28 protein-coding genes and 1 pseudogene are annotated in these 25,159 nt (G+C 67.2%); 10 read left to right on the top strand and 19 right to left on the bottom strand.

Features of this window, described 5'->3' with window-relative positions; translation table 11 throughout:
* Positions 1–347: 347 nt before the first annotated feature.
* The 5 genes from ACVOMM_RS04030 to ACVOMM_RS04010 are packed head-to-tail and all read right to left on the bottom strand — an operon-like array spanning position 348 to position 3,375.
* Positions 348–827 carry a hypothetical protein gene (locus tag ACVOMM_RS04030; protein ID WP_065182371.1) on the bottom strand — a complete coding sequence of 160 codons (480 nt, stop codon included), beginning with the start codon at positions 825–827 and terminating at the stop codon, positions 348–350.
* A 47-nt stretch (positions 828–874) separates the two neighbouring features.
* On the bottom strand, positions 875–1,135 hold the full coding sequence (minE, locus tag ACVOMM_RS04025) for a cell division topological specificity factor MinE (RefSeq protein WP_053516176.1): 261 nt from the start codon (positions 1,133–1,135) through the stop codon (positions 875–877).
* 2 nt (positions 1,136–1,137) lie between these two features.
* Entirely contained in the window at positions 1,138–1,947 is an 810-nt protein-coding gene (gene minD / locus ACVOMM_RS04020; protein ID WP_053516174.1) for a septum site-determining protein MinD, read from the bottom strand.
* A 37-nt stretch (positions 1,948–1,984) separates the two neighbouring features.
* Positions 1,985–2,833, bottom strand: coding sequence for a septum site-determining protein MinC (gene minC, locus ACVOMM_RS04015; RefSeq protein WP_053516171.1), 849 nt, complete (start codon positions 2,831–2,833; stop codon positions 1,985–1,987).
* Positions 2,779–3,375 (bottom strand): GNAT family N-acetyltransferase, encoded by a 597-nt coding sequence (locus ACVOMM_RS04010; RefSeq protein WP_053516169.1) that lies wholly within the window; start codon positions 3,373–3,375, stop codon positions 2,779–2,781. Before ACVOMM_RS04010 ends, minC begins: the two co-directional genes overlap by 55 nt.
* A gap of 138 nt (positions 3,376–3,513) precedes the next feature.
* Here ACVOMM_RS04010 and ACVOMM_RS04005 point away from each other — a divergent pair, with 138 nt between their 5' ends.
* From ACVOMM_RS04005 to ACVOMM_RS03990, 4 genes are all read left to right on the top strand, one after another.
* Positions 3,514–4,716 carry a sensor histidine kinase gene (locus tag ACVOMM_RS04005; RefSeq protein WP_053516166.1) on the top strand — a complete coding sequence of 401 codons (1,203 nt, stop codon included), beginning with the start codon at positions 3,514–3,516 and terminating at the stop codon, positions 4,714–4,716.
* Positions 4,716–5,357, top strand: coding sequence for a response regulator (locus tag ACVOMM_RS04000; RefSeq protein WP_053516165.1), 642 nt, complete (start codon positions 4,716–4,718; stop codon positions 5,355–5,357). The genes ACVOMM_RS04005 and ACVOMM_RS04000 overlap by 1 nt, the downstream gene beginning before the upstream one ends.
* A gap of 233 nt (positions 5,358–5,590) precedes the next feature.
* Positions 5,591–6,664 (top strand): polyketide cyclase, encoded by a 1,074-nt coding sequence (locus ACVOMM_RS03995; protein WP_481525913.1) that lies wholly within the window; start codon positions 5,591–5,593, stop codon positions 6,662–6,664.
* Between the two features lie 108 nt (positions 6,665–6,772).
* Positions 6,773–7,144, top strand: coding sequence for a DUF423 domain-containing protein (locus ACVOMM_RS03990; protein WP_065182368.1), 372 nt, complete (start codon positions 6,773–6,775; stop codon positions 7,142–7,144).
* A 19-nt stretch (positions 7,145–7,163) separates the two neighbouring features.
* On the opposite strand, the gene ACVOMM_RS03985 is transcribed toward ACVOMM_RS03990, so the two are convergent.
* From ACVOMM_RS03985 to ACVOMM_RS03960, 6 genes are read right to left on the bottom strand one after another with little or no spacing between them, the layout of a single operon-like run.
* Positions 7,164–7,973 (bottom strand): M15 family metallopeptidase, encoded by an 810-nt coding sequence (locus tag ACVOMM_RS03985; RefSeq protein WP_193396415.1) that lies wholly within the window; start codon positions 7,971–7,973, stop codon positions 7,164–7,166.
* A gap of 9 nt (positions 7,974–7,982) precedes the next feature.
* On the bottom strand, positions 7,983–8,576 hold the full coding sequence (locus tag ACVOMM_RS03980) for a PH domain-containing protein (RefSeq protein ID WP_053516158.1): 594 nt from the start codon (positions 8,574–8,576) through the stop codon (positions 7,983–7,985).
* Positions 8,573–9,862, bottom strand: a complete 1,290-nt coding sequence (locus tag ACVOMM_RS03975; protein WP_481525912.1) for an alpha/beta hydrolase — start codon at positions 9,860–9,862, stop codon at positions 8,573–8,575. Before ACVOMM_RS03975 ends, ACVOMM_RS03980 begins: the two co-directional genes overlap by 4 nt.
* Before the next feature lie 2 nt (positions 9,863–9,864).
* Complete coding sequence (locus tag ACVOMM_RS03970) at positions 9,865–10,044, bottom strand: DUF4177 domain-containing protein (protein WP_053516154.1); 180 nt, start codon at positions 10,042–10,044, stop codon at positions 9,865–9,867.
* On the bottom strand, positions 10,041–10,220 hold the full coding sequence (locus tag ACVOMM_RS03965; protein WP_053516152.1) for a type II toxin-antitoxin system antitoxin: 180 nt from the start codon (positions 10,218–10,220) through the stop codon (positions 10,041–10,043). Before ACVOMM_RS03965 ends, ACVOMM_RS03970 begins: the two co-directional genes overlap by 4 nt.
* Positions 10,221–10,265: 45 nt before the next feature.
* Entirely contained in the window at positions 10,266–11,147 is an 882-nt protein-coding gene (locus tag ACVOMM_RS03960; protein WP_053516150.1) for an SPFH domain-containing protein, read from the bottom strand.
* Positions 11,148–11,277: 130 nt separating this feature from the next.
* Between ACVOMM_RS03960 and purT the strand changes: the two genes are divergently transcribed.
* The gene (gene purT, locus ACVOMM_RS03955) at positions 11,278–12,465 is read left to right on the top strand and encodes a formate-dependent phosphoribosylglycinamide formyltransferase (protein WP_053516148.1); all 1,188 of its coding nucleotides are present in this window, start codon (positions 11,278–11,280) and stop codon (positions 12,463–12,465) included.
* Positions 12,466–12,531: 66 nt separating this feature from the next.
* On the opposite strand, the gene ACVOMM_RS03950 is transcribed toward purT, so the two are convergent.
* Both ACVOMM_RS03950 and ACVOMM_RS03945 read right to left on the bottom strand, forming a co-directional pair.
* Positions 12,532–13,737, bottom strand: a complete 1,206-nt coding sequence (locus tag ACVOMM_RS03950) for an endonuclease/exonuclease/phosphatase family protein (protein WP_481525911.1) — start codon at positions 13,735–13,737, stop codon at positions 12,532–12,534.
* A 38-nt stretch (positions 13,738–13,775) separates the two neighbouring features.
* Positions 13,776–14,531 carry an arginyltransferase gene (locus tag ACVOMM_RS03945; RefSeq protein ID WP_053516144.1) on the bottom strand — a complete coding sequence of 252 codons (756 nt, stop codon included), beginning with the start codon at positions 14,529–14,531 and terminating at the stop codon, positions 13,776–13,778.
* 155 nt (positions 14,532–14,686) lie between these two features.
* Here ACVOMM_RS03945 and ACVOMM_RS03940 point away from each other — a divergent pair, with 155 nt between their 5' ends.
* Complete coding sequence (locus tag ACVOMM_RS03940; RefSeq protein ID WP_065182363.1) at positions 14,687–15,250, top strand: EF-hand domain-containing protein; 564 nt, start codon at positions 14,687–14,689, stop codon at positions 15,248–15,250.
* A 50-nt stretch (positions 15,251–15,300) separates the two neighbouring features.
* On the opposite strand, the gene ACVOMM_RS03935 is transcribed toward ACVOMM_RS03940, so the two are convergent.
* The 4 genes and pseudogenes from ACVOMM_RS03935 to ACVOMM_RS03920 all read right to left on the bottom strand — a co-directional run bounded on the left by ACVOMM_RS03935 (position 15,301) and on the right by ACVOMM_RS03920 (position 18,860).
* Positions 15,301–16,518: an RNA polymerase sigma factor gene (locus ACVOMM_RS03935; protein ID WP_164151808.1), complete on the bottom strand. Its 1,218-nt coding sequence runs from the start codon at positions 16,516–16,518 to the stop codon at positions 15,301–15,303.
* Positions 16,519–16,599: 81 nt separating this feature from the next.
* Positions 16,600–17,070, bottom strand: a pseudogene (locus tag ACVOMM_RS03930) (pathogenicity-like protein); the annotation flags it as partial.
* Between the two features lie 4 nt (positions 17,071–17,074).
* Positions 17,075–17,983, bottom strand: a complete 909-nt coding sequence (gene tesB / locus ACVOMM_RS03925) for an acyl-CoA thioesterase II (RefSeq protein WP_065174609.1) — start codon at positions 17,981–17,983, stop codon at positions 17,075–17,077.
* Between the two features lie 100 nt (positions 17,984–18,083).
* Positions 18,084–18,860 carry an enoyl-CoA hydratase/isomerase family protein gene (locus ACVOMM_RS03920; protein ID WP_481525910.1) on the bottom strand — a complete coding sequence of 259 codons (777 nt, stop codon included), beginning with the start codon at positions 18,858–18,860 and terminating at the stop codon, positions 18,084–18,086.
* Positions 18,861–18,894: 34 nt separating this feature from the next.
* Between ACVOMM_RS03920 and ACVOMM_RS03915 the strand changes: the two genes are divergently transcribed.
* Positions 18,895–19,335, top strand: coding sequence for a copper chaperone PCu(A)C (locus tag ACVOMM_RS03915; protein WP_053516133.1), 441 nt, complete (start codon positions 18,895–18,897; stop codon positions 19,333–19,335).
* Positions 19,336–19,440: 105 nt separating this feature from the next.
* On the opposite strand, the gene ACVOMM_RS03910 is transcribed toward ACVOMM_RS03915, so the two are convergent.
* Together ACVOMM_RS03910 and uvrA are read right to left on the bottom strand one after the other, a co-directional pair.
* Positions 19,441–19,848 (bottom strand): acyl-CoA thioesterase, encoded by a 408-nt coding sequence (locus ACVOMM_RS03910; RefSeq protein ID WP_053516131.1) that lies wholly within the window; start codon positions 19,846–19,848, stop codon positions 19,441–19,443.
* A complete protein-coding gene (gene uvrA, locus ACVOMM_RS03905) occupies positions 19,848–22,832 on the bottom strand; it encodes an excinuclease ABC subunit UvrA (RefSeq protein WP_053516129.1) in 2,985 nt (994 codons plus the stop codon). Before uvrA ends, ACVOMM_RS03910 begins: the two co-directional genes overlap by 1 nt.
* A 317-nt stretch (positions 22,833–23,149) precedes the next feature.
* Here uvrA and rplU point away from each other — a divergent pair, with 317 nt between their 5' ends.
* The 3 genes from rplU (at position 23,150) to cgtA (ending at position 24,972) form a co-directional block, all read left to right on the top strand.
* Positions 23,150–23,458 (top strand): 50S ribosomal protein L21, encoded by a 309-nt coding sequence (rplU, locus tag ACVOMM_RS03900; protein ID WP_006424709.1) that lies wholly within the window; start codon positions 23,150–23,152, stop codon positions 23,456–23,458.
* Positions 23,459–23,476: 18 nt separating this feature from the next.
* Positions 23,477–23,740, top strand: a complete 264-nt coding sequence (gene rpmA, locus ACVOMM_RS03895; protein ID WP_053516127.1) for a 50S ribosomal protein L27 — start codon at positions 23,477–23,479, stop codon at positions 23,738–23,740.
* Between the two features lie 179 nt (positions 23,741–23,919).
* Positions 23,920–24,972, top strand: a complete 1,053-nt coding sequence (gene cgtA, locus ACVOMM_RS03890) for an Obg family GTPase CgtA (protein ID WP_065181115.1) — start codon at positions 23,920–23,922, stop codon at positions 24,970–24,972.
* Positions 24,973–25,159 lie beyond the last annotated feature (187 nt).

Below are 25,159 nucleotides of genomic sequence, written 5' to 3'. Positions count from 1 at the left end.
CTGGGGTGGGGTGTGGGGTCCATAGCCTTTTTGCCCATAAAATGGTTTGTGACCCCGTTTCGCGGCGCGTCACGCTACCGGCAATCCACGTTCGATCAGCCAGGCTCTCGCGTCTTCGGCGTCCTGCTCGAACCGCGCCGAGTGAAAAGAGGGGCGCCGCAGGGTTCGGCGCGTCGCCACGCGCCCGTGGCCAACCGCGCCCGCGGCCTTACGCCACTGGCAACCCGCGTTCGATCAACCACGCCTTCGCGTCTTCGGCGTCCTGCTCGAACCGCGCCGAGTGAAAAGAGGGGCGCCGCAGAGTTCGGCGCGTCGCCACGCGCCCGTGGCCAACCGCGCCCGCGGCCTTACGCCACTGGCAACCCGCGTTCGATCAACCACGCCTTCGCGTCTTCGGCGTCCTGCTCGAACCACGCTCTCGTCGATCCCAACCGGTACGTATACCCCCACGCATCCATGTCGGCCATCAGCCGTGCGCTGCCGACACCGGGCAGCTGCGCGGCCAGCACGATCTGCAGGTAGCACGTGGCATCTTCCTCGGCGACCGAATCAGTGGCATCGGTATGCACCTGCGCGCGCCGCTCCGGCGGCAGCACGATCAGATGGCAGGCCTCGTGCAGCATCGAATGCACGGGCGTGTCGTCGCGCACATACACGTTGCTGGCGATGATGCCTGCTTCAGGTTCGCCCCAGTAGCTGCCGGGAATCGGCTCGCCGGCGGCGACGTGGTGCAGCTCCAGCCCATGCGCGGCAAGCAGGCGCTGTGCATCGGCGAAGGCGATATCGCCCACGCAGGTGATGTCCACGGCGGTTGTCGTGTCAGTCATGCGGAATCGTGCAGCCCCGCCCATGCAGGCACGGGCGGGGCAGGGGGTCAGGGCTTTTCCGGGCCTTCCGGCAGCGCCACGGAGATGTCCAGCACGTCGTGCTGGCCATCCTTGACCAGGTCGACCTTCACCGCGTCGACGTCGATGTTGACGTACTTCTTGATCACTTCCAGCAGCTCGCGCTGCAGCAGCGGCAGGTAGTCCGGGCCACCGCGATGGCTGCGCTCCTGCGCGATGATGATCTGCAGGCGGTTCTTGGCGGTTTCGGCGGTGGTCTTCTTCGCTTTGAGGAAATCAAACAGGCCCATGCTTACCCTCCGAACAGCTTGCTGAAGAAGCCCTTCTTCTCCACGGTGGTGAAGCGCATCGGCCGCTCCTCGCCCAGGATGCGGCTCACCGCATCGTCATACGCCTGGCCAGCGATCGATTCGCCGTCGAGGATCACCGGCTCGCCCTTGTTGGAGGCGTTCAGCACGTCACCCGATTCGGGGATCACGCCGATCGCCTTCAGGCCCAGCACTTCCTCCACGTCGACGATGCTCAGCATCTCGCCGGTTTCCACGCGCGACGGGCTGTAGCGGGTCAGCAGCAGGAAGGCCGGCACGTCCTGGCCGGATTCGGCCTTGTGTGTCTTCGAATCCAGCAGGCCGATGATGCGGTCGGAGTCGCGCACCGAGGACACTTCCGGGTTCACCACCACCACCGCGCGGTCGGCGAAGTACATCGCCAGGAAGGCACCCTTCTCGATACCGGCCGGGGAGTCGCAGATCACGAAGTCGAAACCGTCGGCGGCCAGGTCCTTCAGCACCTTGCCCACGCCCTCCTGGGTCAGCGCGTCCTTGTCGCGGGTCTGCGAGGCAGCCAGCACGTACAGGTTGTCGAAGCGCTTGTCCTTGATCAGGGCCTGCTTGAGGGTAGCCTCGCCGTGCACGACGTTGACGAAGTCGTACACCACGCGGCGTTCGCAGCCCATGATCAGGTCGAGGTTGCGCAGGCCGACGTCGAAGTCGATCACCGCCACCTTCTTGCCGCGCCGTGCCAGGCCGCAGGCCAGGCTCGCGCTGGTAGTGGTCTTGCCGACGCCGCCCTTGCCGGAGGTGACTACGATGATTTCAGCCAAAGGACTTCTCCTGGTTCTGCATGATGTTGGGGCTGCGTCAGTCCAGCGCAGCGATCTTGACCTGGTCCTGTTCCAGCCACACCTGCACGGCCTTGCCGCGCAGGTTGTCCGGGACATCGTCCAGTACCTTGTAGTGGCCGGCAATGGCCACCAGTTCCGCATGGAAATCACGGCAGAAGATGCGCGCCGCGGTGTTGCCCTGGGCACCCGCCAGCGCGCGGCCGCGCAGGGTGCCGTAGATATGGATGCTGCCGTCGGCGATGACCTCGGCACCGGCGCCGACGGTCGCCATGACCGTCAGGTCGCAGTTCTCCGCGTACAGCTGCTGGCCGGAACGTACATTGCCGAGCTGCATGCGGCCCGGTTGCGGTGCCGAGCCCTCGGCCACCCTGGCCACCGGAGCGGCCGGGGCCGGCTTCGGTTCAGCGCGGGCGGCGCGGCGCGGCTCCGGCGCAGGCGCAGGCGGCGGGGCCGGCTCGGTCTCGACACGCTCGTACTGGGCGCGGAACTTGGCCAGCAGCGGCAGGCCGAGCTGCTGCGAGAGCTGGTCGACCGCACTGGTGCCATAGGCCAGCGCCACCGGCAGCACGCCGGCGCTGCGCAGGCCATCGACCAGCGCCTGCGCGGTGGCCACGTCCGGTACCTGGCTGAGGCCGCCGAAGTCCAGGATCACCGCGGCACGGCCGAACAGTTTCGGGGCGCGGGTCACCCGTTCGCGCATTTCCTGCACGAGTCGTTCGACATCGAGGGTCCGCACGCGCAGGTTGGCGATGCCGACCTGGCCGATCTTCAGTTCACCTGCCTGTTCGTAATCGAAATTCACCGCCACGCTCAGGTCCCCGTCGGCCGCTGTGCCTGCGCCGGCAGCTGCCGGTCGCGTGTCCATGCCACATCCGGCAGCTTGCCGCCGTAGGTCTCCTGTACCCACGGGTAGCTGCACAGTTCCTTGGCCAGCATGCTGGCGCGCACATCGACCTGCGGCATGGTGTTCTGGCCCAGCTCGCGGAAGCCGAAGCTGCCGTGGAACAGCAGGGCGGCATCGGCACCATGGTCGAGGAAGACTTCGCAGGTCATCTGCGGGTAGCGCAGCTCGGCGAAGCTCTGCGCATCGGCGTAGAACGCCCGGCCGACGCCACCACCGCGGCGGCGGCTGGCGACCACGATGCGGTCGATATAGAAGAACGGGGTGTCCAGCTGCTGCTTGAACCAGGCGAAGTTGCTGCTGTCGTGCTGGCTGTCGCTGCCGAAGCCGATCAGGAACCCGGCCAGGTTGCCGTCGCGCTCGGCGACGCGGAAGTACTCAGCGGTTTCATAGAACAGGCGCAGGCGTGCGGCATCCAGCGGAAGGATGGCCAGGCCAGCGTTGTTGTTCAAAGCCAGGACGGAATCGAGCTCGTGCTCGCGCACGTCGCGGATGACAATCGACATTGTGACTCCGTGGGGTAACGCGGTTGGTCCTGCAACGGACCCTGCGCACGATTATTGCATGGGTGGCTGGCGGGGGCACGCCCGTCGCCATGACTTCTGCCCGGGGGCAGGAGCGCTGGTTCAGCCTAAGATGCCTCCATGTTGGGATATCTCAGCCAAATCCGAGTCCTGCGCCTGGCCGGCCTGTTCACCTGGGTCATGGTCGGCCTGCCCGTGGTGTATTCCCAGTACGAGTCGATGCTGCGGCACGGCGGCAGCGGTATCGACAGCTGGTCCCTGTGGCTGTTTGCCGCCTACCTGTTCTTCGGCGCCGGCTACTTCTGGCTGACCCGTGGCCTGCGCGACAGCAGCCAGGCCGCCTGGTACGACCGGGTGGTGCTGGTGGTACTGACCGGCTCGGCCCTGGGCGTCAGCTACCTGAGCGGTTCGGGCCTGGGCAGCATCCTGATGATGGTGGCCGCCGGGGTGATCCCGTGGATGCTGCCCGTGCGCAGTGGCGTGATCTGGTTGCTGCTCAGCCAGCTGGCGGTGCTGCCGGTCTACTATCTGATCCTCGACATGCCGTTGTTCGAGGCACTCATGCAGTCGCTGCTGTATGGCGGCTTCTCCATGTTCATGTTCGTGACCAGCCTGGTCGCACGGCAGCAGACCGACGCCCGCGACGAGCAGCGCCGGCTGAATGCGGAGCTGAGGGCGACCCGCGCCCTGCTGGCCGAGAGCGCACGGGTCAACGAGCGCACCCGCATCTCGCGCGAGCTGCATGACCTGCTGGGGCATCAGTTGACCGCGCTGACCCTCAACCTGGAAGTGGCCGGCCATCTCGCCGAAGGCAAGGCGCTGGACCACGTGAAACGCTCGCACACGCTGGCCAAGCTGCTGCTGGGCAATGTGCGCGAAGTGGTCAGCCAGTTGCGCGAGACCAGCGCCATCGACCTGGCTGCCGCGCTGCGCCCGCTGACCGAGAACGTGCCCTCGCTGGACATCCAGCTGGACATCGAAGATCCCCTGAACGTGGAGGATCCGCAGCGGGCCCACGTGCTGCTGCGCTGCACCCAGGAGATCATCACCAATACGGTGCGCCACTCCGGGGCCCGCCATCTGTGGATCCGGGTGTACCGTGAGGCACCGGACCGGGTGGTGGTCGAGGCGCGCGACGACGGTGTCGGCGCGGAAATGGTCAATGTGGGCAATGGCTTGCGCGGGATGCGCGAGCGCCTGCAACAATGCGGTGGCCAGCTGCAGGTGGAAACCCGCCCCGGCGAAGGCTTCTGCCTGCGTGCGACGGTGCCGGCAACCGTGCTGGTGGCCGCCCTTACCAAGGTTCCTGAAGGAGTGCGTTGATGATTCGCGTCTGCCTGGTCGACGACCAAACCCTGGTGCGGCAGGGAATCCGCTCGCTGCTGGCGCTGGACGACGGCATCGAGGTGGTGGCCGAGGCCGGCGACGGCCGGCAGGCGGTCGAACTGGTGCCCCAGGTCCGTCCGGATGTGGTCCTGATGGACATGCGCATGCCGGTGATGTCCGGGCTGGAGGCGCTGCAGGTCCTGTCGCGGCTGGAACAGCTGCCGCCGACCATCATCCTGACCACCTTCGACGACGACCAGCTGGTGCTGGCGGGCCTCAAGGCCGGCGCCAAGGGGTATCTGCTCAAGGACGTGACCCTGGACCAGCTGGTGGGCGCCATCCGCACCGTGGCCGACGGCGGATCGCTGGTGCAGCCGGCGGTGACCCAGCGACTGCTGTCCGGGCTGGAGCACATGCGCAATGATTTCGTCAGCCTGGACCGGCCGGACCCGCTGACCGACCGCGAGACGGAGATCCTGCGGCTGATGGCCAGCGGCTTCTCCAACAAGGAGATCGCCAATTCGCTGGGCGTGGCCGAGGGCACCATCAAGAACCATGTGTCCAACATCCTGTCCAAGCTGGGCGTGCGCGACCGTACGCGGGCCGTCCTGAAGGCGTTCGAACTGCAGCTGGTCTGACGAAAAGCCTTCTCCGGCAAAGGTTTGGCCGGCATTCCCGGGCCCCGGGACGGGCTGCCCCCTACATGCGGGGCGGCCGGATGCGCTACCCTGCCAATCCTTTGTCCATACAAATACGCAGCCGGCAGGGAAACCGGTGCGCCAATCGCGATAAACAATGCCCGCGAAGCCTGCTAGGATTGGCGCTTCGCTTCAATCAACCCGGCCGTGGGATCGGCCCCGGAGACTCCTGAATGACCCGTATTATCGAGTTCCTGATCGCCTTGGGGATCGTGGCTGGCCTGTTCGTCATCATTGGCGTATGTCTGCCGGGCGAGCGCCACATCACCGAAAGCATCGAGACCAACCGCAAGATGACGATCGTGTACGACACGGTCAGCAGCCTGCGCCGCTTCAAGGACTGGAACCCGCTGGTACTGCGCGATCCCGCCGTTGAACTGAAGCTGTCCGGCCCGGCCTCCGGCGTCGGTGCCACCCTCGACTTCTCCTCCAAGGACCTGGGCAACGGTTCCTGGAAGGTGACCGAGGCCGAAGAGAACAAGCGTGTTGTGATCGCCATCGAAGACCCGACCAAGGGTCACGACAAGGTCACCACCTTCAATCTGGAGCCGACCGGCAAGGGTGGTCGCAACGTCAAGATCACCCAGGACTACTCGGTGAAGTACGGCTTCGACCTGTTCGGTCGCTACGCCGGCCTGTATGTCAGCCGCCAGATCGGCGACGACATCAAGCTGGGCCTGTCGCGCATGGCGAACATGCTGGCCACCGTGCCGAACGTCGACTACCGCACCCCGGAAGCGCCGCTGACCGATCTGGGTATCGTGCAGGTGCCGGCCGAAGACCTGCTGGTCGTCAACGCCGGCAACGTCGACCGCGGCCAGGACACCATCACCAAGTCCATCAAGGACAACCAGGAGTGGATCAAGCGCGTGATGGAGGCCAATGGCCTTGAAGCCGCCGGTCCGTTCCGCATCATCACCACCGATTTCGGTGCCGAGAAGTACGCCTTCGACATCGCACAGCCGGTGAAGAGGAAGGGTACCGAAGGTGCCACCGGTGAGGAGCTGACCGTCAAGATCGACGGTGGTGCCCCGGTCAAGTACGTGCATGTCGCCCCGCATCGTTCGGCGCATGCGGCCTACACCGGTCACATGGCCGGCCTGGACGTGGCCCGCAACGGCCTGCGTGCGTGGGCAGTGACCTCGGGCAACGAAGTCATCGACCGTCCGTACGAATCGTGGAAGGACGGCGTGGACAAGTCGTTCACCCAGGAAGGCACCTACGACATCTACTGGGCCGTCAAGTAAGCGCTGGCTGACCCATGTAGTGTTGGACACGAAAACGCGCCGCTTCCTGCGGCGCGTTTTTTTTCATCCCGCGTCCGCCGCCGGGCGGGCGCCGCGCAAGGAGCAGTCATGTTCAATCTGGAACGACGTGCGCGTAAGCCCTCGCTGCTGGCCTGCATCGGTGCGCTGTTGGCGGCCGCTTCGATCGGCCTGTCGGCCTATGCCTCGCATGGCGTGTCCGATCCGCAGGCGCAGCAGCATCTGAACATGGCGGCGCTGTATGCGTTCGCCCATGGTGCCGTGCTGGTTGCAGTGGGACGGCGCGCGCAGGGCGTGATCGCACATCTGGCGCTGTACGTGCTGCTGCTGGGCGTCGTGCTGTTCTCCGGCAGCCTGGTGGGCAGCGCGCTCTGGCAGTGGCCTACCCGGCTGGCGCCTGTGGGCGGCACCAGCCTGATGGTGGGATGGGTGCTGCTGGCGATCGACGCCCTGCGGCGGTGAGGGCAGTGTGGGGAGGGGCTCAGCCGTTGGCCGGTTTCCAGCACCAGTGCCAGGGCTCGTAGACGATCCCGTGCGGGTTGCCGCGCGGGTAGCTCAGGTGGAATCCATGCCCGCGGGCGTGCGCCTGCAGCCACGCGAACGCATCGGTACGCTCGAACGATTCCTCTGCAGGTGCATCGCCCGGGGTGCCGATATCCAGTGCGTGCCCGCTGTGGTGCTCGCTGAAGCCCGGCGCGGCGTTGACCTTCAGGATCTCCGCCACGCTCAGGCCGCGGCCGCGCTTCCGCTCGAAGATTCCCAACTGGTACGCATGGCTGCGGAAGCCGGAAATGGCATCCAGGGCAACGCCATCGCGGGCCGCGTGCAGGCGCATCCGCCGCCACCCCTGCGCCGCGTCGCGGCGCAACCACAGGGGCCGCGAAAAGCGATCGCGGCCGGCGAAATGCAGCAGGCACGGCTCGGCTTCCAGCGGCAGCCCGGTGTCATCCGCGTAACCCTGCGCATCCAGGCCAAGGTGCTGCAGGCGTTGCTGCAAGCCCGCCAGGGGCAGCCATCGCTGCTCCAGTGCCGCAGCGAAAGGGCGTGACGCGCGGGCATCCAGCAGTGCCAGCGCCTCCTCCACGCCAGGCTCGTGCGGCAGACGCGGCACCAGCGAATGAACGCCCTGCGTCAGCACGGCGGCCAGATAGCGGCCATCGCGCTTGCGCCGCAGCACCCAGCGGGCCCGCGCCAGCAGGCGTGCATCGAGGTTGCTGCGCGCGCGCAGCAGATCGGCCGGCCACAGTTCGATGGCCTCGGTGTTCAGCAGCAGCAGCGGTCGGCGATGCATGTCCGCAGCTTACTGCCGTGGCGCGGCTGCGGCCACCTTGCGCAGGGCGTCAAGCAATGCCTGTGGGCGTTCCATGCTCAGCAGCAGGGTGCTGCCGCCGCGCACCGGGATCGCCAGCGTGCGGTGACGGTCGGTGACCAGGGCGAAGCCCTTGCCGCCGCCCTGCAGCCGCATATGCCCGGAATAGAAGCCGGGCATCGAGTAGCCGTTGGTCTTGAAGCGGATGCCATAGCGGCGGTCCTGCGCCAGGTCCACCACCTCGGCCTGGTCCAGCAGCATGTCGCGCACCGGTGTACGCCGTCGGTACAGCGTCGAGCGCACATCCAGCACGCCACCCACCAGCTCCACGCGGCGGCGGAAGAACGAAGTACCCAGGCCCACGCCGATCAGCACCAGCACGGCGATGCTCCATGCCGCGCTGCCGTTCATCAGGAAGAACGGCGGCGACAGGGTGACTTCCATCCATGGTGCAGGCGCACGCGTGCGGCTGAACTGCACGTACACGCTGATGACCAGCACGGCCAGCACCGGCAACAGCACCCACAGCACGCGCAGGGGTGAACTGCCAGCCAGCTCGAACGGACGGGCTTCATTGGGGCTCATCGTTGTGCCTCCACCCATCGGGCGATGTCATCGATCAACCCCGCATCGACATGGCCGGGCCGGGTGTACTCCTTCAACGAACTCGGGCCGCTGCCAGCGATGCCGATGTGGTTCAGCGCCGGATAGGTCCGCCACTGCACATCGTCGCGCCGGGCGAGGGCCTTCTGCCAGAGTGCCCAGTCGGCATCGGGAACCTGGAAATCGCGCCCGCCATGCAGCATCAGCAGCGGTGCGCGCAGCCGCTGTGCATCGGCGCGGGCATCTACGGCTTCGATGCTCTTCCAGAAGGACTGCGGAACGCCGAGTGGCAGTTCGCTGGCGGGTACCGGCGTGCTGCCACGTGCTGCGGCGATCTGGCTGTCCAGTTTGTCCAGCAGCGCCTGACCGGCCGCGCTGATGTCGCCGTCCAGGCTCAGCAGGTAGCGGTTCTGTTCCGGCAGCAGGTCCAGCAGCGTGCGCGCGGGAGCGGCCCACAGGATGGCGCCACGCGCCTGTGGCCAGCGGCTGGCGATGCGTGGCGCAAGCATGCCGCCCTGGCTGTGGCCGAGCACGAACACGCGGCGGCCGTCGATGCGCGGGTCGCTGGCGACGGCCTCCAGTGCCGCCACCGCATCGTCGGTGGATTCGTCATCGACAGTGAAGGTGCCGCTCTGGAAATCCTGGGGCCGGGCGAGAGTGCGCTTGTCGTAGCGCAGTACCGCGATTCCGTGCGCGGCGAGGCCACGGGCGATATCGAGGAAGGGACGGTTGCCGCCGATGGTTTCGTCACGGTCCTGCGGGCCCGAGCCGTGCACCAGCACCACTGCCGGGAACGGGCCTTTGCCCTTGGGCAGCGCCAGCGTGCCGGGCAGCGCACCGCGTGTCTGCGGCACACTGAAATCAACTTCGCTGTAGGTCGCATCGGCCGGCGGCGGCGGTGCCTTGGCCGCGGGGGCGGGGCGCAGCAGCAGGCCGGCGACCTTGTCCTGTGCATCCACGGCCACCTGCGCGATCACCGCGCCACCGGTGAACTGCAGCGGAACTTCCACCAGGTGCAGGCCCTGCTGCTCGCTGCTGCGGGCCTGGCCGCGCTGCTGCAGTTCGCCCAGGGACCGCCACACGCTGTCGAGCTTCTCGGCGGGAACGGCACGGGCCATCTGCGGGGTCAGCATCGCCTCCGCATCGGTGATGCGGCCGGCCTGCAGGTGGTCCAGCAACCGGGCGGCAACCTGCTGCGGTTCGGCGGCGAATGCGCCACCGCTCAGCAGCGCCAGTGAAAGGGCGAACAGCGAACGGCGGGTCTGCATGGTCAGAGCTCCTTCTTGAAGACCAGCACCGCTGCGCTCATCGGCGCGGGGATCACGATGTTGACCAGCTCCCAGCCAAGCTGGCCCTGCTTGTTCAACGCCTCCTGCACGGCTTCGGTCTTCATGCTGCCCATCAGCGTCGAGGGCACTTCCAGGGTCTGGTACGTCCAGCGCTTGCTCATTCCTTCTCCTCCTGAGGTGGCTTGGGATGCGGCAGCCTGCCGGCCTTGCGCAGCGCGTCGCGCAGCAGGTACTCGATCTGCGCGTTGAGGCTGCGCAGTTCGTCGTCGGCCCAGCGCTGCGCCGCGGCCAGGACGTCGGCGTTGATGCGCAGTGGATAGGCTTTCTTCTCGCTCATGGATGCTCCTGGCGGGGCGGTGGGGCGCCCCGTTGCGAGGGTGATTCAGTACAGCGAACCGGCGTTGACGATCGGCTGCGTGCCCCGGTCCGAACACAGCACGGTCAACAGGTTGCTGACCATGTGCGCCTTGCGTTCCTCGTCCAGCTGCACCACGCCGTTCTTCTGCAGTTCGCCCAGGGCCATCTCGACCATGCCGACCGCACCGGCAACGATGCGCGTGCGTGCCGCGATCACCGCGTTGGCCTGCTGGCGCTGCAGCATGGCCTGGGCGATTTCGGCAGCATAGGCCAGGTGGCTGATGCGTGCGTCGATCACCTGCACGCCGGCGTCGGCCAGGCGCTCGGCCAACTCGTTCTTCAGGTGCTGGGAGATCTCGCTGGCGTGGCTGCGCAGCGCCAGCTGGCCCTCTTCATGCTGGTCGTAGGGATAGCTGGTGGCCATCGCGCGCAGCGCCGATTCGGACTGGATGTGCACGAAGCTCTCGTAGTCGTCCACGTTGTAGACCGCTTCGGAGGCATCGACCACCTGCCAGACGATCACTGCGGCGATCTCGATCGGGCTGCCATCGAGCTCGTTGACCTTCAGCTTGCCGCTTTCGAAATTGCGCACGCGCTGGCTGACGTGGCGCTTGCTGTAGAAGGGGTTGTTCCAGCGCAGGCCATTGTCTTTCACGGTGCCGACGTACTTGCCGAACAGGCTCACCACCGCGGCCTGGTTCGGCTGCACGGTGTACAGGCCCGCCAGCGCGAACAGCGCCACCACCGCGACCAGCGCGCCAACCAGCATCATCAGCAGGTTGGGGGAGCCGGTCGACGCCTTGGCGGCGATGCCCAGCACGAACAGCACACCGCCGAAGACGGCGACGAGCAATGCGCCCGCCAGAGTGCCCAGGCCGTTGAGGGAGGACAGCGACTTCTCTTTCATGGCAGTACGTCCTTGAGGGTTCGAAGTGACGATATCAAATTGATATCAGATGGCGACTACCGTTCGTCGGGAACCGCCGCTGGACCGGCTAGAATGCCCACCCGCCTTCACATCACCGCCGGACCCCTCCATGGCCAAGCTCGGAACCCCCCTCTCGCCCTCCGCCACCCGTGTGCTGCTGCTGGGCTCGGGCGAACTCGGCAAGGAAGTGGCCATCGAGCTGCAGCGGCTGGGCGTGGAGGTGATCGCCGCCGACCGTTACGCCGATGCGCCCGCCATGCAGGTCGCGCATCGTTCGCACGTGATCGACATGCTGGATGCGATGGCGCTGCGTGCGCTGATCGCCCAGGAACAGCCTCATCTGGTGGTGCCGGAGATCGAGGCGATCCACACCGAGACGCTGGTACAGCTGGAACAGGAGCAGGGCCTGCGGGTGATCCCCACCGCGCGTGCCGCACGCCTGACCATGGACCGTGAGGGCATCCGCCGCCTGGCCGCCGAGACGCTGGGCCTGCCAACCTCGCCCTACCGCTTTGTCGATACCGAGGCGGAGTACCGCGCCGCCGTGGCCGCCATCGGCCTGCCGTGCGTGGTCAAGCCGGTGATGTCCTCCTCGGGCAAGGGACAGAGCACGCTGCGGAGCGAAGCGGACATCGCGCCGGCCTGGGAGTATGCGCAGACCGGCGGCCGCGCGGGCGCCGGCCGCTGCATCGTCGAGGGATTCATCGATTTCGACTACGAGATCACTCTGCTGACCGTGCGCCACGCGGCAGGCACCTCGTTCTGCGCGCCGATCGGTCATCTGCAGAAGGACGGCGATTACCGCGAGAGCTGGCAGCCGCAGCCGATGTCGGACAAGGCCCTGGCGCGTGCGGAGGAGATCTCGCGTGCGATCACCGATGACCTGGGTGGCTGGGGCCTGTTCGGCGTGGAGCTGTTCGTGAAGGGCGATGAAGTGTGGTTCAGCGAAGTGTCGCCGCGCCCGCACGACACCGGCCTGGTGACGCTGGTATCGCAGGAACTGAGCGAGTTCGCGCTGCACGCACGCGCCATCCTGGGCCTGCCGGTTCCGGTGATCCGCCAGAGTGGTCCGTCGGCATCCTGCGCATTGCTGGCGCAGGGCGAGGGCGTGCCGTACTTCAACAACGTCGCGGCTGCACTGCAGGTGCCGGATACGGCTGTACGCCTGTTCGGCAAGCCGAGCGTGCACGGTCAGCGCCGTGTCGGCGTCACCCTGGCGCGCGCCGACACCATCGACGAGGCGCGCTCGATCGCCCGTGATGCCGCCGACGCCATCGGCGTCGAGCTGCGCCCGTAAGCCGGTAGCGCCGGGCCGCGCCCGGCGGCTCTCTCCAAGGCAGAGCAGCGCGCCTGGCGCCTGGGGTCACTTCACATCCACCCACACCAGGTGGTGGTCGCTGCCGTCGGCAATCTTCGCTTCAGGGCTGTTGCTGGCTGGCCAGAACACGCCGCTGCCTACGTACTCGAACCCGGTGGAAGGCAGTACGTAATCCAGTCGCAGGGTGCCGGACTTCGGACCAAAGTCGCCGGTGGCGTGGAAGGGCGCACCCTTGCGCACGATGCCCTTGGCGGCATGGGCGAGGCTGGTTTCCTCACCCCCCGCGCTGCGCGGGGTGGGGTAGCGCAATACGCGTGCGTTCTCGATCAGTTCGACGATCGCCTCGTGGCGGCCATCGCCGTCGACCGGGTCGTTGTTGAGATCGCCGAGGATCACGAAGCGTGCATCCTGCGCCAGACCTCCGCACTGGCCCTTGTCGTCGCACAGCCAGGGCTTGTCACCCGCGGTGAGATACTCCTGCCACAGGCGCAGTTCGTCGTGGTTGCGCGCCGCGTTGCGCTTTTCCGGGCCGTCGAACACCGGCGGCGTCGGGTGCGAGACCAGCGCATGCACCACGCCTGCCGGGGTCTGCACCGGTACATCCCAGTGCGACTTCGACGACAGGCGCAGCTTCGACCACACGGCGTCGCTGTAGAAGCTCTGCCCGCTGCGCGGATCGACCGGACGGATCGCGCCCGGCATCGTGCTCCACTTCAGCAGCTGGAAGCTGCGTACCCTGGCTTCATCGATCGGGTAGCGCGACAGCACCAGCATGCCGTACTGGCCCGGGTGCAGGCCGTAGCCCCAGGCATCGTTGCCACGGCTGCGACCTTCGCCGCCGACCACGCCGTTGTTGTCCAGGTCCAGGCCACTGGGCACGCCGGTGTTGACCGGGGCCAGGTAGCGGTAGGCGAAGTGCAGCGGCGCGCCGCCGCCCGGCTGCGCCACTTCCAGGTAGCGCTTCTGGAACAGGTCGGCGGCGCGATGGGCGTCGTCGAAATCGAATTCGTTCAGCAGCACCAGGTCCGGGCGCACCTGCTGCAGCACGGCGGCGATCTTGCGCGCATGCGCGCTGTCGCCTTCAAGCTCCCTGATCAGGCCACCGGCCTCATCGGAGTACAGCGAGGTGTTGTAGGTGGCCAGGCGCAGCGATGCGGACGGTGTTTCGGTCATCGCAGGGGTCCTGGCAAGAGCAGGGGCCGCAGCGCCACACAGCAGGGCCAGGGCAAGGATCAGGGGTTGGGCGTTCATGCCGCCTATTGTGCACCCCGCCCGGTGTCAGCGGTTTGTCAGCGGCCGTCCAGATCGCGGTCGAAATCGTGCCAGCGACGGCCATCGTAGGCCTCCAGCGGACGGAAGCGGCGCTTGTAGTCCATTTTCTGGTGTTCACGGATCCAGTAGCCCAGATAGACGTGCGGCAGTCCTTCGCGGCGCGCCCATTCGATCTGCTGCAGGATGGCGAACGTGCCCAGTCCCCGCGCTGCGTGGTCTGGATCGAAGAAGGTATAGACCGCCGAAAGGCCGTGCTCGGTGACATCGGTGACGGCCACTCCGAGCAGCTGGCTGGGCCGGCCATCGTGGCCCGGCAGGCGCATCTCCAGGAAGCGGGTGTGCGACCAGCTGCCGATCAGGAACTGCTCGAACTCGTGCGGGCCATGATCGTCCATGCCGCCGTTGGCGTGGCGGTGCACCAGATAGCGGTGGTAGAGGGCAAACAGATCCTCGCGCGCAGTGGCGGCGGTGATCCGCACCTCCAGGTCGGCGTTGCGGGTGGCGCAGCGACGCTGGCTGCGGTCCGGTGCGAACCGGGCCACCGGAATCCGTACCGCCACGCAGGCATGGCACTGCGCGCAGTGGGGCCGATAGACCAGGTCGCCGCTGCGGCGGAAGCCCCAGCTGAGTGCGAGGGGATACAGGCCGCCCAGGCGACGGTCGTGGGGATCCATCACCAGGTCGCGCGCCACCCGGTCCGGCCAGTACCCGCAGGGGTGCTCGCCGGTCTGGAACAGCCGCAGTTCGTCGTCTCTGTCGCCGTGGATCGCCATGGGCACAGCATAGCCCCAGCGTGTCGCAATGAACGCGACTGTCCGCCGGATGAACGGAACTGGCGGTTGCGTCAACCGCCGTCGCGGTCGGGCGTTGTTGTCATTCGAGGGTGAACTGATCACCCCGACGCAACCTCATCCCCAGGAGTGACCTCATGATCCGTACCCCCCTGCTGCTGGCCCTGCTGCTTGCCACGTCCGCCTCCGGTGTCGCGCTGGCGGCGACTCCCCCGACCGCACCGGCACAGCGTCCGGCCAAGCTGGACACCAACGGTGACGGTGTCATCGACCGCAGCGAGGCCGCTGCCAACCCACGTCTGGCGGCCAAGTTCGACGAACTGGACCGCAACAAGGACGGCAGGCTGTCGCGCGATGAAATGCCGCGCTGGCAGCATGGTCGTCGTGGCGGCCATGGCGGCGAGCGCTGGGCCAGGCTGGACACCGACAAGGACGGCCGCATCAGCCGCGAAGAGGCCAAGGCCGATCCGCGCCTGGCGGCACGTTTCGACCAGCTCGATCTCAACAAGGACGGCTATCTGGACAAGGCTGATCGCGAGCTGCGCATGAAGCAGCATCGCGACGCCTGGTTCGCCGCTGCCGACACCAACAAGGACGGCCAGTTGAGCAAGGCCGAATTCGATGCGGCGAAGGGCCCGATGCATGGCGGCCCGCGCCACGGGGGCCCGCGTGACGGCGCCGCACCGAAGCCGCAGCGCTGATCACGGCGCAACGTTCAACGACGACGCCGGCAGACTGCCTGCGTCGTCCGTTACAGGCGACCGCTGTCGAGCAGCGTATAGGCCACCAGGGCGATCACCAGCAGGTTCATCGCGATGATGGCGCTGCGGCCGTACATCGCTTCGTACTTCCAGTTGATGCCCTTCCGCCCGCGCCGCGCCGCGTCGCGCACGATCAAGGGCCGCATCAGGCGCTGCAGCGGTCCCAGGCACTGGTAGTTGACCGCGCCCAGGCCGATGGCCATGACCACCAGGTGTACCCATACCGGCGTCTGCAGCAGCACGACCAGCAGTATGGACAGGCAGCAGGCCATCACGGTCCAGGTGTTGAGATGGACGAAGCGCCGGACCTGGGCCCGCTCCGGTTCCGTTTCGGCGTAGGACAGCAGGAAGCGACCGCCCAGGTAGCTGCCGAGCACGCCGCCCAGCACGGCACCGGCGATCGCTGCCCAGTTGTGGGCCGGGACCAGATGCAGGTGCCCCAGCGCCGCTGTCAGCGATCCCATCGCGGTACCGCCGGCTGCGCTGGCGCCGCCCAACCCCAGCTTGCTGCCGCCAATGCCCACACCGGTGCCGAGCAGGATCGCGGCACTGGCCGTGCCGGGCGCAGCGATCAGCACCATCGAGACCACGGTGGTTGCGAAGGCAGCGCTGGGTGCGCTGCTGCGCGCGAATTCGCCGAAGCGCTGCAGCAGTCCCTCGCGGACCTGCGCGCGGGCCCGCGACAGGCGCTTGCGCACCGCCGCATCACTCAGGCCCAGCAGGTCCGCCACCTGCTGCGAGCGCTGACCTTCCCGGTAGTAAAGCAGCAGGACTTCGCGGCTGTCGGTGGGCAGCGCCGAGATGATGTCCTCGGCGGCAACCTCCTCTTCCAGTCGCTGCAGGCGGTCGGCGGCAGTCGGCGAGGGGTCGGCCGCCATGCCCAGCGCAACTTCGGCGGCCTCGCCGCTCAGGGGCCTGCCGCGCTGTGCACGCAGCCAGTCGCGCGCGAGGTTGCGGGTGATCTGCCGCAGCCAGGGCAGGAAGCTGGTGGAACTGCGCAGCTGGTGCAGCTGCTGCCAGCCCTTCACGAACGCTTCCTGCGCGATGTCCTCGCTGGCCTGGCGATCGCCGGTGATGGCCAGGGCGATGGCGGTCACGGTGTTCTGGCAGGCGAGCACGATGCGCCCATAGGCGTGCTGGCAGCCGCTGCTGGCCGCCGGCAGCTCGCGTTCAAGCGTCTCGTCGATCGTTGCAGCGAAAGTCGTCATGGCGGCAGCTCCTGCTGGATTGTGTCCCAAGACGGAGCTGCGCGCCGAATGTGACCGGTTCGCGCCCCGGTAGCGGCCGGGGGGGCCCCGCCCGGCGGGTGTTGGGCGGGGGCCCCCCGCGCGCGGCCCCCCCCCCGCCCGGCGGGGGGGGGGGGCCGGGCCACCGCGGTGGCGCAGGCCGATCACCAGCGCCACGCCAGCGATCACCACCAGCAGTGCGATGCGGATCCGCCAGGCCCAGCTGCGCCCGCCGCTGCCGGCATCCGGCGTGTCGCGGAACGCGAACTCGGCCGTGGGATGGTCGCGGCGGGTGGTATCGAGCAGGCGTGCATCGCGCAGGATGTCGCGCGCACGTGGCTGGTCGTCGGCGCGCACGATCCAGACCGCTGGATAGCCCTGCGTATTGCCCAGGTCGGTATAGCTGAACTGGCCGCGCCGCCGGGTCTTGTACGAGCGACCATTGGTCACCTTCACTTCGATGCCATGGCTGCGCAGGAGCTCGGCCACGCCCTCGACGGTTTCCACACGCTGGCTGCTGAAGATCTGACGCATCGGATCAGTCCTTGGCCGGCACGGCGGCCGCTGCAGTCTGGTCGGGAACCACGCGGATCAGGCCCTCCTGCGCCGTGCTGGCCACCAGCACGCCATTACGGGTGAAGAACTGGCCGCGGGCGAGGCCGCGCGAATCCTGCGCACTGGGGCTGTCCAGCGAATAGAGCAGCCAGTCGTCGGCGCGGAACGGGCGGTGGAACCAGATCGCGTGGTCGAGCGAGGCCATCTGCACGTGCGGATGGTAGTAGCTGATACCGTGCGGGAAGGTCGCCGTGCCCAGCAGATGGAAGTCGGACGCGTAGGCCAGCAGCGCCTGGTGCAGCTCGGGGGCATCGCCGACCGGTTCGCTCAACCGCATCCAGACCTGGTGATAGGGCGGGCGCTTGGGCGGATTCAGTTCGTCGCGGGGATAGACGTGGCGGAACTCGAACGGGCCACCGCGCGAGAGCCAGCGCTGCACTTTGATCGGCAGCCGCTCCAGCACTTCGGCCGGCAACGGGCGGTTCGGCTCGATGTCTTCCGGTTGCGGCACTTCGGGCATCTTGTGCTGGTGCTCGGCACCGGTCTCCGCCTGCTGGAACGAGGCGGCACAGAAGAAGATCACCTTGCCATGCTGGATCGCGGTCACCCGGCGCACGGAGAAGCTGCCGCCATCGCGGGTGCGGTCCACGTCATAGACGATCGGATGGTCGATGTTGCCGGCCCGCAGGAAATACGCGTGCAGCGAATGCACATGGCGCCCGTTGTCGACCGTGGCCTGGGCGGCGGCCAGCGCCTGGCCCAGCACCTGCCCGCCGAACACGTACTTGGTGCCGATGTCGCGGCTTTGTCCGCGGAACAGGTTGTCCTCCAGACGCTCCAGGGTGAGCAGGTCGATCAGCTCGGAGACGACGGGTTCGGGCGTGTCGTTCAAGGGGGGCGGCCACAACAATGAAGAGGCCTTGATTATACCGGTCCGGGGTCGGATCCCTTTCGCATTGCAGAAGGGGGCTGACCCCAGAGCGCGGAGACCGTTACTTGCCCAGCCGCGCCACCAGCGCCTGCAGGGCATTCTGTGCGTCCGGGGCGAACCAGGCCTCTACGAACCGGTCCAGCTGGATCAGGTCCGGGTGCAGCGCTTCGTGCAGGTCATTGCGGGCCACGGCGCGGGTCAGCAGCATCGGCTGCCGCGGCTGCCTGAGCAGGTTCTGCAGCCAGGCCACGGCGCGGGCGACCACCAGATCGCCCTCGGCCAGTTCGTCGACCAGGCCGATCTGCAGCGCCTGCTCGGCCGGCACCAGGGCACCGGTGGTGAGCAGCACCCCCGCGCGGTGCACGCCGACGGTACGGCGCAGCAGGCGCTGGATGCCTTCCGGTGCGATCAGGCCGACCTGCACCTCGTTCAGTCCGATGGCATACGGGTGTGCCGGGTCGGCGCTGCGCGCCATCACCCGGTAATCGCAGCACAGGGCGAGCACGCAACCGCCGGCAGGGGCGTGGCCGGTGATCGCGGCGACCACCGGGATGCGGCTCTCGGCCAGCGTACGTACCGCGCCGAAGAAGGCATTCCAGGTATCCAGCAGCTTGTGCTTGTCATCGCCGTGGGAGAGCAGGTGTGGCACGTCCATGCCGCCGGTGAACACGCGCTCGCTGCCGGACAGCACGATGCCGTGCGCATCGTCGGCCATGGCCTGCTCGACGGCGTGGATCAGCTGCCGGCACAGGTCGGTGTCCAGCGCATTGACCGGCGGCCGCGCCAGGCGCAGTTCGCGGATGGGACCATGGTTGATCACCTCGATGAGCGTCGTCATGCTGCGGTCTCGTTGCGAAGAAGGAACGTGGGCGATGATAACCAAACCATTCGTTGGCGTACTGTTGCTTCTGTGTGCGTCCGCAGCAGCGGCGGCGGAATCACGCTGTGTGACGGTGGAGCAGGGCTGGGTGCGCCTGCCGCCGAACCCGGCCATGCCGATGACGGCGGGTTACGGGACGATCGTGAACCGCTGCGCAGCGCCGGTGACGGTGGTGGGCGCGGGCAGCAGGGCCTTCGGCGACGTGTCACTGCACGAGACCACCGTGGTCGACGGTGTCAGCCGGATGCGCGAAGTCGAACGGCTGCCGATTGCAGCCGGGGCGCGCACCGAGCTCAAGCCCGGTGGCCTGCACCTGATGCTGATGGAAGGCGAGGGAGCTTTGAAGGAAGGGCAGGTCGTGCCGCTGCAGTTGCAGCTGGAGGGCGGTGGCACCGCCAGCGCAACGCTGACGGTACGCAAGGCCGCTCCATGATGCAGCGCCCGTTCCGCCGGGCATCAGGGTCGGACCGGCGTCGGTAGCGCCGGGCCATGCCCGGCGGGGTGGGGCCGACCCGGGCCGGCACCCACCCGCAGTGCATCAGCTCGATGCGCTGCGGATCGCGTCCGGCAGCGGCGCGCTTTTGCCGGTCTGGGTATCCATCCAGACCACCACCACGTTGCCATCGGAGTACAGCTTCGACTCGTCCTGCTGGTCGACGATGCGATGACCGATGGTGACGCTGCTGTTGCCCAGGCGCTCGACGAACAGTTCGACCAGGATGTCGTTGGGCCACACGATCGGCAGCCGGTAGTTGACGTTGGTCGCGGCCACCACCGGCGCGATGCGGTCGGTCATCGACACGCCTTCCACGCCCAGCATCCAGCGCACGCGCGCTTCCTCCAGGTAGGAGATGTACTTGGCGTTGTTCACATGGCCCATGCTGTCCATGTCGCGCCAGCGCACGCTGATCGGGATGCGGGCCAGGATCTTGTGTTCGCTGCTCATCAGGCGTCCTTCTTCTTGGTCGTGCTCTTGCTGGCCTTGCCGGTGCTCTTGGCGGCCACGGCCTTCTTCGCCACCTTCTCCGGCTTCACCTTGCGCGGCGGCCGGGCGTCGGGCTTGTTGGCCACGGCGGCCGGCTGCTCCGGGCGCGCACTGGTGGACGGCAGCATGCGTGCCAGGAACTGCCCGGTGTACGACTGCGGGCAGGCGGCCACGTCTTCCGGCGTGCCGGTGACCAGGATGGTGCCACCCCGGTGGCCGCCTTCCGGCCCCAGGTCGACGATCCAGTCGGCGGTCTTGATCACATCGAGGTTGTGCTCGATCACCACCACCGTGTTGCCTTCGTCGCGCAGCTTGTGCAGCACGCCCAGCAGCGCTTCGATGTCGTGGAAGTGCAGGCCGGTGGTCGGTTCATCGAGGATGTACAGGGTGCGGCCGGTATCGCGGCGCGACAGCTCCTTGGACAGTTTCACGCGCTGCGCTTCACCACCGGACAGCGTGGTCGCGCTCTGTCCCAGCTTGATGTAGCTCAGGCCGACATCCACCAGCGTTTCCAGCTTGCGCGCGATCGACGGCACGGGCTCGAACAGCTTCAGCGCATCTTCGACGGTCATTTCCAGCACGTCGTTGATGTTGAAGCCCTTGTACAGGATCTCCAGCGTTTCGCGGTTGTAGCGCTTGCCGTGGCAGACATCGCAGGGCACATACACGTCCGGCAGGAAGTGCATCTCGACCTTGATCAGGCCATCACCCTGGCACGCCTCGCAGCGTCCGCCGCGCACGTTGAAGCTGAAACGACCCGGTGAATAACCACGCGCACGCGCTTCGGGCACCTGTGCGAACAGCTCGCGCAGCGGGGTGAACAGTCCGGTGTAGGTGGCCGGGTTCGAGCGCGGGGTGCGGCCGATCGGCGACTGGTCGATGTCTACGACCTTGTCGAACAGGTCCAGGCCATCGATCTCCTTGTACGGGGCGACCGGGTGCGAGGAGCCGTTGATCTCGTTGGCGGCCAGCGAGAACAGGGTGTCATTGATCAGCGTCGACTTGCCCGAGCCGGACACGCCGGTCACGCAGGTCAGCAGGCCCGAGGGAATCGACAGGTCCACGCCCTTCAGGTTGTTGCCGCTGGCGCCGCGCAGATGCAGGGTCATCTTCGGGTTCGGCCGGTGCCGGCGCGCCGGGATCTCGATCGAGCGCTTGCCGGACAGGTACTGGCCCGTCAGCGAACGGGGTGCATCCAGGATGTCCTGCAGGGTGCCCTGGCCGACGATCTCGCCACCGTGCACGCCCGCGCCCGGGCCGATGTCCAGCACGTAGTCGGCCAGGCGGATCGCATCTTCGTCATGCTCGACCACGATCACCGTGTTGCCGAGGTCGCGCAGGCGGGTGAGGGTGCCCAGCAGGCGTTCGTTGTCGCGCTGGTGCAGGCCGATCGACGGCTCGTCGAGCACGTACATCACGCCGACCAGGCCGGCACCGATCTGGCTGGCCAGGCGGATGCGCTGTGCCTCGCCACCGGAGAGGGTATCGGCCTTGCGCTCCAGAGTGAGGTAGTCCAGGCCCACGTCGACCAGGAAGCCCAAGCGTTCGCCGATCTCCTTGACGATCTTCGAGGCGATCTCGCCACGCCAGCCCGGCAGGCTCAGTTCGCTGAAGAACTTCAGGGCTTCGTCGATCGGCAGCACCACCAGGTCCGGCAGCGGCCGGTCGGCCACGAACACGTTGCGCGCAGCCTTGTTCAGGCGGGCACCGTTGCACTCGGGGCAGGCGCGCTCGCTGATGTACTTGCCGAGCTCCTCCTGCACGGCCGCCGACTCGGTTTCCTTGTAGCGGCGTTCCAGGTTGGGAATGATGCCCTCGAAGCGGTGCTTGCGCTGGGTGCGGCCGCCGGCTTCGGTGAAGTAGGTGAACGTGATTGCGTCCTCGCCGCTGCCATACAGCACGGCCTGCTGCACCTTGGCCGGCAGCGAGTTCCAGGCGGCATCGACGTCGAACTTGTAGTGACGTGCCAGCGAGGCGATCAGCTGGAAATAGTACGCATTGCGACGGTCCCAGCCACGTACTGCGCCGGCGGCCAGGGACAGCTCGGGATGCACGACCACGCGCGAGGGATCGAAGAATTCGGCCATGCCCAGGCCATCACAACCGGGGCAGGCGCCCATCGGCGCGTTGAACGAGAACAGGCGCGGTTCCAGCTCCGGCAGCGAGTAATCGCAGACCGGGCAGGAGTATTTGGAGGAGAACAGGGTCGGCGCGCTGGCGGTGTTGTCCAGGCTCTGCACCGAGGCCATGCCGTCGCCGAGTTTCAGCGCGGTCTCGAAGCTCTCGGCCAGGCGCTGCTTGATGTCCTCGCGCGGGCGGAAGCGGTCGATCACCGCCTCGATGGTGTGCTTCTGGCGCAGCGCCAGCGGCGGCACCGCGTCGATCTCATGCAGCTCGCCATCCACGCGCACGCGCACGAAGCCCTGTGCGCGCAGCTGGTCGAATACCTGCGCGTGTTCGCCCTTGCGATCGCGGATCACCGGGGCCAGCAGCATGTAGCGCTGTTCCGGGTCCAGCGTCAGCACCTGGTCGACCATCTGGCTGACCGTCTGCGCTTCCAGCGGATAGCCGTGGTCGGGGCAGCGCGGCGTGCCGACGCGGGCGTACAGCAGGCGCAGGTAGTCGTAGATCTCGGTGATCGTGCCGACCGTCGAGCGCGGGTTGTGCGACGTCGACTTCTGCTCGATCGAGATCGCCGGAGACAGGCCCTCGATGTGGTCAAGGTCCGGCTTCTCCATCACGCTCAGGAACTGCCGGGCGTAGGCCGACAGCGACTCGACGTAGCGACGCTGGCCTTCGGCGTAGATCGTGTCGAAAGCCAGCGACGACTTGCCCGAGCCGGACAGGCCGGTGATCACGATCAGCTTGTCGCGGGGCAGGTCGAGGTCGAGGTTCTTCAGGTTGTGCGTCCGCGCGCCGCGGATGCGGATGAAATCCATCGCCATGGGGAATCCGGTTGTGGGGGCGTTGGCTGGGTGCCGGGCCAGCAGGGAACGGCAATCGGTCAGCCTACCGAGGTGACCAGATGGGGGCAATGGGCGACAATGCCAGCCCGGTGTCTCACCTTCTGAGACAGGCCGACAGGTGGGGGTCAGATCCCTTTTCACGTTGTGAAAAGGGATCCGACCTCGTTCCGGCCGGGCCCCCCAGGCCGTTCAGGGGTTGACTTGACCCGCGGCCGTTGATCTGCGTACAATTCCGCTCCTGTCCGCCCTCGATGGCGGCAGCTCAGACCACAATAACTACAGAGGAAGGCCTGGTCATGTACGCAGTACTGGTCACCGGCGGTAAGCAATACCGCGTGGCGCAGGGCGAAAAGCTCCGCGTTGAAAAGCTCGAAGTCGAAGTCGGCAGCGAGATCAAGTTCGACAACATCCTGATGCTGGGCGACAGCGATGGCGTGAAGCTGGGCGATGCGCTGAAGGGCGCCGCCGTCACCGCCAAGGTTCTGTCCCAGGGTCGTGCTGACAAGGTCCGGATCATCAAGTTCCGTCGCCGCAAGCACCACATGAAGCGCCAGGGTCACCGTCAGTACTACACCGAAATCGAGATCACCGGCATCGCCGGCTAAGCATCAGGAGAAGCAGTCATGGCACATAAAAAGGGCGTAGGCTCCTCGCGCAACGGTCGCGACTCCAACCCGAAGTACCTCGGCGTCAAGATCTTCGGCGGCCAGGCCATCGAAGCAGGCAACATCATCGTGCGCCAGCGCGGCACCCAGTTCCACCCGGGTTCCGGCGTCGGCCTGGGCCGTGACCACACCCTGTTCGCCCTCGTGGACGGCAAGGTGGAGTTCTCGGTCAAGGGTCCGAAGAAGCGTCGCACCGTCAGCATCGTCTCGGCCGAAGCCTGATCCAGGCATCCGCCGGCACCCGTGCCCCGGCATGGGAATGCTGCATGAAGAGCCCCGCTTCGGCGGGGCTTTTCGTTAGAGTAAAAAGCAAGACCGGCTGCGCCGGGTTGCCCGCCATCGGCTGGCATTACATTCAAGGCGACGGCAGGTTGGCCGCGCCCATCGCAGGCATCGAAACAATGAAACTGGTAGACGAAGCAGAAATCGAAGTGTTCGCCGGCAACGGCGGCAACGGCTGCATTGGCTTCCGTCGCGAGAAGTTCATTCCGCTCGGCGGCCCGGACGGCGGCGACGGCGGTGCGGGCGGCAGCGTGTACATCCGCGCCGACGAAAACCTGAACACCCTGGTCGACTTCCGCCATGACCGCATCTTCAGGGCGCAGCGCGGCGAGAACGGCATGGGCCGGCAGGCCTACGGCAAGGGTGGCGAAGATCTGACCATCACCGTGCCGGTCGGCACCGTGGTCATCAACGTCGCCACCGATGAAATCATCGGCGACCTGACCCAGCACAACGACCGCCTGCTGGTGGCCAAGGGCGGCAGGGGCGGCCTGGGCAACATGCACTTCAAGAGCTCGACCAACCGTTCGCCGCGCCAGGCGCTGCCGGGCGAGCCGGGCGAAGAGCGCACGCTGAAGCTGGAACTGAAGCTGCTGGCCGACGTCGGCCTGCTGGGCTTCCCCAATGCCGGCAAGAGCACCCTGATCCGCGCTGTCTCGGCGGCGACGCCGAAGGTGGCCGACTACCCGTTCACCACGCTGTACCCGAATCTGGGCGTGGTGAAGGTCGAGAACTACCGCAGCTTCGTGATTGCCGACATTCCGGGCCTGATCGAGGGTGCGGCCGACGGTGCCGGCCTGGGCGCGCAGTTCCTGCGCCACCTGCAGCGCACCCGCCTGCTGCTGCACCTGGTGGACATCTCGCCGATGGAGGGTGGCGTGGAAGGTATCTCCCCGGTCGAGCAGGTGCGCGCGATCGAGCGCGAGCTGGAAAAGCACGATCCGGAACTGCTGCAAAAGCCGCGCTGGCTGGTGCTGAACAAGGCTGACCTGATGTTCGAGGACGAGGCCAAGGCGGCGGCCGAACAGATCGTGGCCGAGCTGGGCTGGAAGGAGCCCTGGTTCCTGGTGTCCGCCCTGGGGCGCGAAGGTACCTTCCCGATCATGAGCCGGATCATGGCCTTCTTCGATCGGCAGAAGGAAGAGGAGCTGGAGGCCCGCAACGCGCAGTAAGGGCGTTGTGGCTCCCGCCAGAAAAGCCCGGCTTCGGCCGGGTTTTTTTGTTGGTTGCGATGCAGGCAGCAGCCGAGCATGGGCTCGGCTCTACGGAAGGCGGGCAGGGCCCGGAGTGCAGGCAACAAAAAACCCGGCCGGAGCCGGGCTTTTGCGTGTCGCCGGGACGGCAGCCCCGGCGGCAACC

This window comes from Stenotrophomonas sp. STEN009 (genome assembly GCF_056760395.1).
This window is presented reverse-complemented; position numbering and strand designations above follow the sequence as displayed.

Bases quoted from the DNA above. Each gene is read 5' to 3' on its own strand.
- ACVOMM_RS04030 (WP_065182371.1), bottom strand. From the start codon at position 827: ATGACTGACACGACAACCGCCGTGGACATCACCTGCGTGGGCGATATC.
- minE (WP_053516176.1), bottom strand. From the start codon at position 1,135: ATGGGCCTGTTTGATTTCCTCAAAGCGAAGAAGACCACCGCCGAAACC.
- minC (WP_053516171.1), bottom strand. From the start codon at position 2,833: ATGGACACGCGACCGGCAGCTGCCGGCGCAGGCACAGCGGCCGACGGG.
- ACVOMM_RS04010 (WP_053516169.1), bottom strand. From the start codon at position 3,375: ATGTCGATTGTCATCCGCGACGTGCGCGAGCACGAGCTCGATTCCGTC.
- ACVOMM_RS04005 (WP_053516166.1), top strand. From the start codon at position 3,514: ATGTTGGGATATCTCAGCCAAATCCGAGTCCTGCGCCTGGCCGGCCTG.
- ACVOMM_RS04000 (WP_053516165.1), top strand. From the start codon at position 4,716: ATGATTCGCGTCTGCCTGGTCGACGACCAAACCCTGGTGCGGCAGGGA.
- ACVOMM_RS03995 (WP_481525913.1), top strand. From the start codon at position 5,591: ATGACCCGTATTATCGAGTTCCTGATCGCCTTGGGGATCGTGGCTGGC.
- ACVOMM_RS03990 (WP_065182368.1), top strand. From the start codon at position 6,773: ATGTTCAATCTGGAACGACGTGCGCGTAAGCCCTCGCTGCTGGCCTGC.
- ACVOMM_RS03985 (WP_193396415.1), bottom strand. From the start codon at position 7,973: ATGCATCGCCGACCGCTGCTGCTGCTGAACACCGAGGCCATCGAACTG.
- ACVOMM_RS03980 (WP_053516158.1), bottom strand. From the start codon at position 8,576: ATGAGCCCCAATGAAGCCCGTCCGTTCGAGCTGGCTGGCAGTTCACCC.
- ACVOMM_RS03975 (WP_481525912.1), bottom strand. From the start codon at position 9,862: ATGCAGACCCGCCGTTCGCTGTTCGCCCTTTCACTGGCGCTGCTGAGC.
- ACVOMM_RS03970 (WP_053516154.1), bottom strand. From the start codon at position 10,044: ATGAGCAAGCGCTGGACGTACCAGACCCTGGAAGTGCCCTCGACGCTG.
- ACVOMM_RS03965 (WP_053516152.1), bottom strand. From the start codon at position 10,220: ATGAGCGAGAAGAAAGCCTATCCACTGCGCATCAACGCCGACGTCCTG.
- ACVOMM_RS03960 (WP_053516150.1), bottom strand. From the start codon at position 11,147: ATGAAAGAGAAGTCGCTGTCCTCCCTCAACGGCCTGGGCACTCTGGCG.
- purT (WP_053516148.1), top strand. From the start codon at position 11,278: ATGGCCAAGCTCGGAACCCCCCTCTCGCCCTCCGCCACCCGTGTGCTG.
- ACVOMM_RS03950 (WP_481525911.1), bottom strand. From the start codon at position 13,737: ATGAACGCCCAACCCCTGATCCTTGCCCTGGCCCTGCTGTGTGGCGCT.
- ACVOMM_RS03945 (WP_053516144.1), bottom strand. From the start codon at position 14,531: ATGGCGATCCACGGCGACAGAGACGACGAACTGCGGCTGTTCCAGACC.
- ACVOMM_RS03940 (WP_065182363.1), top strand. From the start codon at position 14,687: ATGATCCGTACCCCCCTGCTGCTGGCCCTGCTGCTTGCCACGTCCGCC.
- ACVOMM_RS03935 (WP_164151808.1), bottom strand. From the start codon at position 16,518: ATGACGACTTTCGCTGCAACGATCGACGAGACGCTTGAACGCGAGCTG.
- ACVOMM_RS03920 (WP_481525910.1), bottom strand. From the start codon at position 18,860: ATGACGACGCTCATCGAGGTGATCAACCATGGTCCCATCCGCGAACTG.
- ACVOMM_RS03915 (WP_053516133.1), top strand. From the start codon at position 18,895: ATGATAACCAAACCATTCGTTGGCGTACTGTTGCTTCTGTGTGCGTCC.
- ACVOMM_RS03910 (WP_053516131.1), bottom strand. From the start codon at position 19,848: ATGAGCAGCGAACACAAGATCCTGGCCCGCATCCCGATCAGCGTGCGC.
- uvrA (WP_053516129.1), bottom strand. From the start codon at position 22,832: ATGGCGATGGATTTCATCCGCATCCGCGGCGCGCGGACGCACAACCTG.
- rplU (WP_006424709.1), top strand. From the start codon at position 23,150: ATGTACGCAGTACTGGTCACCGGCGGTAAGCAATACCGCGTGGCGCAG.
- rpmA (WP_053516127.1), top strand. From the start codon at position 23,477: ATGGCACATAAAAAGGGCGTAGGCTCCTCGCGCAACGGTCGCGACTCC.
- cgtA (WP_065181115.1), top strand. From the start codon at position 23,920: ATGAAACTGGTAGACGAAGCAGAAATCGAAGTGTTCGCCGGCAACGGC.